General features: G+C 64.2%; 2 protein-coding genes. Both read right to left on the bottom strand.

Going from position 1 to position 1,454, the window contains the following annotated elements; translation table 11 throughout:
• Positions 1–19: 19 nt before the first annotated feature.
• Positions 20–376, bottom strand: a complete 357-nt coding sequence (locus tag B9C99_RS26235; RefSeq protein ID WP_253250203.1) for a transposase — start codon at positions 374–376, stop codon at positions 20–22.
• A gap of 21 nt (positions 377–397) precedes the next feature.
• Positions 398–1,081 carry a transposase gene (locus tag B9C99_RS26230; RefSeq protein WP_253250202.1) on the bottom strand — a complete coding sequence of 228 codons (684 nt, stop codon included), beginning with the start codon at positions 1,079–1,081 and terminating at the stop codon, positions 398–400.
• Positions 1,082–1,454 lie beyond the last annotated feature (373 nt).

Below are 1,454 nucleotides of genomic sequence, written 5' to 3'. Positions count from 1 at the left end.
AAGGACGCTCCTATAGAGGTCAAGTGGTCAGAGCTCGGTAGTCCTGTCGTAGCGCGGTGAACACTTCGCGGGCGAGATAGCGTTTCTGGCATCTGATGATCTCAGGCATCGATTTGCCCTCTGATGTGCGGCGTTCCGCGTATCTGCGGGCTATGTCGCTGTATCGGAGGCGGACGACGACGGCGGTGTGCAGGGCCTGGTTGGCGCGACGATCGCCACCGCGGTGCAGTCGATGCCGATTCGTCTTGCCCGACGATGCGGGGATGGGCGCGACGCCGCAGAGGTGAGCGAAGGACGACTCCGACCGTAGCCTTTGTGGGTTGTCGCCAACGGTGATCAGCAGTGCCGCCGCGGTGTCCGGGCCGAGTCCGAACACGCTCGCGGTTCGTGGGGCGACTTACTTGACAAGTGCAGCCAGATTTTTCTTGAGTTCTTGTGCTTCCCTGCGTAGTTCGCGTGTTCGTTTCGCGAGTGAACGCAGGGCGACGATCGTGGCGTTGACCGGATCGGTCATGGCGGCGGTGTCGGGTTCGAGCGCGATGCACGCGTCGAGCAGTGCCGTGGTGCTGCGCCCACGTAGCTGTGTGCGCAGCACTTCGGGGGCGGTGACAAGCATTGATCGGATCGTATTCATCGAGGCGGTCGCGGCCTTCACAGCGCCGGATCGAGCGACCCGCAGGGCCCGGATCGCTTCGATGGGTCCGTCACCGTGCTTGGGCTCGGACAGTTGGTGACGGGCCAGGACGGCGCGGGCCGCCGCCTCGGCATCGATGGGGTCGCTCTTGCCTTCGCTTCGGCGAAGTTTGCGGTTGGGGCGGGGCACTTCCACTACCGCGATGTGGTGATGTCGTAGGTGGCGACTGATGCCGGCACCGTAGGAGCTGGTGCCTTCGATTCCTACTGAGATCGGGTGACCGTGCTGGTGGATCCATTCGACCACAGCGTCATATGCTGATGAGGTGGTGTCGAATTGGCGGTGCGCGAGCAGGATTCCGGTGTCGGTGATGATTGCGGCGTGATGGGTGTCGGCGTGGGTGTCGATGCCGCAGTAGATGTGCTGTGGGGCTCGGGTCGGTGTCACGTGATGGCCTTCCTCTGACGTGGGGGGCGCGAGGTTCGGACGGGCCAGTGACGGGCCGGGCGGGGCGGCAGGCTCCTATGAGGTCACGGACATCGCGTGCTCCACTGTCGGGTGTGGTGGCCCGCTGGCGGTCGGGTCGACGGGTCCTGCGAAAGGCACTTCGGTGGCCAGGAAAATTCCGGGTCAGGCCGTCCCACCAGCGGGTTGTTCTCATTATCCACTGGAAAATTCTGAGCCCGACCGCCAAACGCGCCGCGATCACCATGCTCACCGACACCCTACAGATGTCGGAGCGGTTCGCGTGCAAGGTCGTTGGGCTCTCCCGATCGGTTTACCGGCGGTTGCCGTTGGCGCAGACACCAGGCGACCCGGA

This window comes from Rhodococcus sp. BUPNP1 (assembly GCF_002215235.1).
Classification (GTDB): domain Bacteria; phylum Actinomycetota; class Actinomycetes; order Mycobacteriales; family Mycobacteriaceae; genus Rhodococcus.
Note: the sequence above shows the minus strand (reverse complement) of the source record. Positions and strands in the feature narration are given on the sequence as shown.